Source organism: Microbacterium sp. UBA837 (assembly GCF_002296025.1).
GTDB lineage: Bacteria > Actinomycetota > Actinomycetes > Actinomycetales > Microbacteriaceae > Microbacterium.
Map to the genome: position 1 here is coordinate 5,312 of NZ_DBHD01000045.1, position 4,700 is coordinate 10,011.

Sequence of the window (4,700 nt, forward strand, 5' to 3'; positions counted from 1 at the left end):
GGCAGCGCAGCCAACCACAGCAGCACGAGAGCCCGACTCGGCGCGAACGGCCAGAGGGAGCCGATCACCGCGACGACCGCCGAGAACGGGTCGGCGGGTCCCGACACGTTCCACCCCATCGGTCGAAGTCCGTACGCCGCGTCAGCCCAGAGCCCGGCGACGGTGTCGCGCAGCGGCTGAAGCGCACCGCCACCGAGGGCTGGCCACGCCAGCAAGGCGGGGAATGCGGCGAGTGACACGACGGCCATGGCAAGGACGAGCCACGCGCCGCCCCCACCGTAGAAGTGAAGCTCCGCGCGGGGAAGAGAATCCGGCGCGGGCTCGGCGGGTTCGACCGCTCGCTCTCGGGCGAGCGCCGTCGAGACTCGAAGAGGGGCGATCCGCGACCAGGGCACGGTGCGGTGACGACGCAGGTGGCGTCTGCCCCGCGCGACCGCAGCAAGGCGCACCATCGCGAGAATCGTGGCTGTCCACTCCCCTGCGATCCGGCCCGGATCCTTCATCACCAGCTGTGCGATCGTGCGGCCGAGGGCAACAACCGGCAGCGACAACCAGATCGGAACGAGCAAGAGGGGGTGGGCAGAGGTCAGACGCCGGTGCAACTGGGCAGCGCGGCGCCGAGCGATGATCATGCGGCGCCGGCGGCCGGTGTCGGCGAATGGGAGTCCCGCCACGCCATCACCCGAAACGGCGACGCGAGTCGTCGGGACCAGCGCAACCCGCCCTCCCATGAGGCGTGCTGCCACAGCGAGGTCAAGGCCCTCGTCCGCGTCGCGGAGGGCCGGGTCGATCCCGCGCACCGCGCGGAAGACGGACCCGCGCACGAGCACGGCACGGATGTCGGAACCCAACACATCGGTAATGCCATCGCGCTGACCCTGATCGAGGTCGCCGGCTGCCAGCTCCACGGAAGAGCCGGCGCGGGTCATGCTCACACCGAGCGACACGATCCGTTCGGGACGGTCATCACGTACCAGCTTCGGCGCAACGAACGCGAGCGTCGGCGAAAGCTCGAGCTGCCCGGCGAGGCGGGCCAGTGCCTCGGGTTCCGGAGCGGTGTCTTGCGCGAGTAACCACAGCAGGTCGGCATCCATACCCGTGCCGCTTCGAGGATCCGGCTCGAGGGCCGCACTGGCCACCGCTGCCGCGAACCGCGTCCGCCGCCCGAGACGGATGACGCGCACGCCCCGCCCATCAGCGGTGGGATCGGGGAGGTTTCCTGGCTCGAGGGCGTCCTCAACTGCCGGGTCGGTTCCGCACACCACCAAGGTCACGGCATCCGGACGGCGAGAGCCCGCCGCCACGGACGCGAAGGTGCGACGAAGGTGGTACGCCGCGGACGTGCGACCGTCGGGACGCACGACGACGATCGCGTGAACAGTGCCGGGCATGACGCCGTCAGCCTATGGTTGCGTCCCCCGACGCAGGCGCCTTGGGCCCGGCGTTTCCGGCTGAGGGCTCACGCGAGCGCTGAAACCCCCGCAGCCAGTCAGCTTGCCCGGCGCTTGAGCTTACGACGTTCACGCTCGCTGAGACCGCCCCAGATCCCGAATCGCTCGTCGTTCTGGAGCGCGTATTCCAGGCATTCGCCGCGGACATCGCACGAGCTGCAGATGCGCTTCGCGTCTCGCGTCGAGCCGCCCTTCTCGGGGAAGAACGCCTCGGGATCGGTCTGCGCGCACAGCGCGTCGGTCTGCCAGGCGAGAGCGTTCTCGTCTTCCGGGTCGACACGACGTACGCCTGGCACGCCAAGATGTACCGGGTCGACGAACCAGTTGTCCGGCACACCCGAGCGGTACTGCGAAGCCGACATGTCGTTCTCCCCACCTCAAGAACTCCCCCACGCGGTCAGCGTGTTGCAGTAATTACACCGGTGTAGTTCGCTGCGGTCAAGTCGCAGATCGTAAACCCTCAATCGCCGCCTTAACCTTCTTGGCGGAATTCGCGGCGTGTCGCGGGCGGAACTACTGTCCAGGTTCGGCGATGAATGCCTCGCCGGATCCCGAGATCGAGACCGATCCCTCGTTCGGGGTGATGAGGGCCGCCGACCCGGGGCGGAGTGTGAGGCGGTCTTGGGTATCCGCACCCGTGATCTCGACCTCACCGGAGGTCGCGACGGCGATCGCGATGCCGTTCATGCGAACCTCGACAGCTGCGCTCGGATCCGCCGTCACCTGCGTCAGAACGAAATCGGGGACGCCTCCTGTGAACGTGCGGGCAGTGCCCGCGGCGGGATCGAGCACGGGCGCGGGTCCCGGTCGCGGGTCGAGGATCGCCGTGAGTTCGGCCACATCGATGTGCTTCGGCGTCAGTCCCCCGCGCAGCACGTTGTCGCTGGCTGCCATGATCTCCACGCCCAGCCCTTCGATGTACGCGTGCAGGACACCCGCCGGGACGAACACGCCCTGACCGCGGCGCAGGATGACAAGGTTCAGAAGCATGGCAACGACGATGCCGGGGTCGCCCGGATAGTGGCTCTGCAGGTGGCGCACCAGCTCCAGCTCATCCCCGAACTCGTCGGATGCCGCATCCGTCGCCGCGGCGATGATCTCACTCACCTGCGCACCTGCTGCCGGCGAGAGAATCCAGATCAGTGCTGCCGCGAGCGCGTCTGCGTCATCCGGGTGGGAGTCGAGAACGGCCCGCAGCGGTGCTGTCGCTTCCCCGACGGCGTCGAGGAGCCGCCGCGTGGCGGCGAGCTCGCGCAAGCCGGCCAGCGCGAGGAACCTGTCGCTGAGGGCCACGATGATCTCGGGCTTGTGGTTGGCGTCTCGATAGGTCCGCGTCGCAGCGTCGCGAGGGGTCCCTGCGGCTTCCTCGCGCGCGAACCCTTCCTCGGCCTGCGCCTTCGACGGGTGGGCCTGAATCGACAGCGGCGAACCAGCCGCGAGGATCTTCAGCAGGTACGGCAGGCGCTCCGGAGTACCCTCGGGCGCGTCCGCGGAGGCGAGCCATTCACCGAGAGTCCGACCGTCCGGCACACGGGCTGGGTGGCCGGGATGGTCCCCGAACCACACTTCAGCCTCGGGCGCACCGGTCGGAGTCCGCCCCTCCAGCTCGGCGATCAGAGTGGTGGACCCCCAGGCGTAGTCGCGGGGCGTGTTCGTGAGCGGAACCAGCACGCGACCAGCGTACCGACGCGAGCGCCAGCATCCTGGCCAGTGGCCCCCGCATCGGGCAGACGCTGAGCGCTACCCTGAGAGCACCATGGCCAGCTTCAGCCGTCATCCAGCTTCGGCGCCGCCGGTCGCTCCAGAGCGGGAGCGCACCCGGCATCTTCTGCTGCGCGGATGGATGGTCTTCAGCCTCTTCTTCGCGTTCACCGCTCCGGGCTGGGTGCTCGGATTCGGCGTGCCCCTCACGGCGATCGTCGGCGGCGTGATCGTCGCCGGTTCGGCGATCATGGTCGCGGTCATCCGCCCACCGTTCCAATGGCGACGGCTCCCCTGGATTGCGGGAACGTTGATCCTGTGGGCCGGGCTGTCCATCGCGTGGTCGGGCTGGCGCGAGACATCCGCGCTCACGTGGCTGCTGCTGGTTGCCACGACCTTCCAGGGAGTCGCCATCGCGAGCGTGCTCACCTGGCGCGAGATCGTTCGCGCGATCGGGGCCGCCCTCGGATGGGTGATCGGTCTCTCTCTTGTCGCCGAGGTGCTGGTGGCGTGGCTCGTCGGCGGCACCCTGTACGCGGGGTTCGAGACGGATGCCGCGGCCGGCGGCGCCGAGTGGATCAGCGGCGGTATCTTCGCCGGCGCGCGCATCGACGGCGTCATCGGGAACCCGAACCTCCTCGGCATGATCGCTCTGCTCGCGGTCATCGTGTTCGCGATCGAATTCGCCGCGCGAGAGTCGCGCCGGATCATGCTCGGCGTGTGGATCGGACTCTCTGCCCTGACGCTCGTGCTCGCGGCATCCGTGACCGCGTGGATCGCCGCCGCCGGGGTCGCGCTCGTGCTGGCGACCGTGCTGCTGATGCGGACCGCTCGAAAGCCCGGCGAGCGCACGCGCTACTACGTCGGCTATGCCGTCATCGGCGCTGCTGGCGCGCTCGCACTCTGGGGGTGGCGGGTTCCCGTGTTCACCGCGCTCGACCGCACGGCTGACCTTCTCGACCGCGAAACGATCTGGACCGCTGTCCTCGAACGCGCGGGCGATCACCTCGCCTTCGGCGGCGGCTTCGCCACGCCCTGGCTGCCGTGGGATCCCGCGTTCCAGGACTGGATCGTGCTCGACGGCAGGCAGGTCACGCAGGCGCACAGCGTGTGGGTCGACATCCTGTTTCAACTCGGCGTCGTCGGCGTCTTCCTGCTCGGTTTCGCCTACCTGGCGTTCGTGTGGCGTTCGTGGTTCTTCGCCGTCGACCGGCCGCGCTGGGATCTGCGGGCCGACCGGCCGTATTCGGCGCTGACCCTGCTGCCGACGCTCACCGCCGCGGTACTCCTCGTCCAGGGTCTTGCCGAAACCGCGCCCCTCATGGGCTGGGGGTGGATGCTCATGATCCTGCTCGGGTCCAAGATCAAGCAGTCCCCGCACATCGGCGAGGGGCCTGCCGAACAGCGCCTCGCGATCGAACGCGGGGAGCTGCTGCGGGCCAACTGACTTCGGCCGCGGATGGCTCTGCATTCGGGGCGAAGGCTCGGGAGTCTGTGACCGATCTGTGATGTCGGCGAGCTAGCGTGGGCAGCGATGACGGCTTTCGG

4 protein-coding genes are annotated in these 4,700 nt (G+C 69.1%); 1 reads left to right on the forward strand and 3 read right to left on the reverse strand.

Annotated features, from left to right (window positions below):
* The 3 genes from B3587_RS03315 to manA all read right to left on the reverse strand — a co-directional run.
* Window positions 1-1,391 (reverse strand): glycosyltransferase family 2 protein (locus B3587_RS03315; protein WP_414683109.1); only part of this gene is annotated, 1,391 nt, incomplete at its 3' end.
* Window positions 1,392-1,489: 98 nt separating this feature from the next.
* On the reverse strand, window positions 1,490-1,813 hold the full coding sequence (locus B3587_RS03320; protein WP_228177570.1) for a WhiB family transcriptional regulator: 324 nt from the start codon (window positions 1,811-1,813) through the stop codon (window positions 1,490-1,492).
* 151 nt (window positions 1,814-1,964) lie between these two features.
* Entirely contained in the window at window positions 1,965-3,122 is a 1,158-nt protein-coding gene (gene manA, locus B3587_RS03325) for a mannose-6-phosphate isomerase, class I (RefSeq protein WP_292726537.1), read from the reverse strand.
* 85 nt (window positions 3,123-3,207) lie between these two features.
* Between manA and B3587_RS03330 the strand changes: the two genes are divergently transcribed.
* Window positions 3,208-4,599, forward strand: a complete 1,392-nt coding sequence (locus B3587_RS03330; protein WP_292726539.1) for an O-antigen ligase family protein — start codon at window positions 3,208-3,210, stop codon at window positions 4,597-4,599.
* Window positions 4,600-4,700: the final 101 nt, after the last annotated feature.

Coding starts and splice junctions, on each gene's coding strand:
- B3587_RS03320 (WP_228177570.1), bottom strand. CDS start 1,813: ATGTCGGCTTCGCAGTACCGCTCGGGTGTGCCGGACAACTGGTTCGTC.
- B3587_RS03330 (WP_292726539.1), top strand. CDS start 3,208: ATGGCCAGCTTCAGCCGTCATCCAGCTTCGGCGCCGCCGGTCGCTCCA.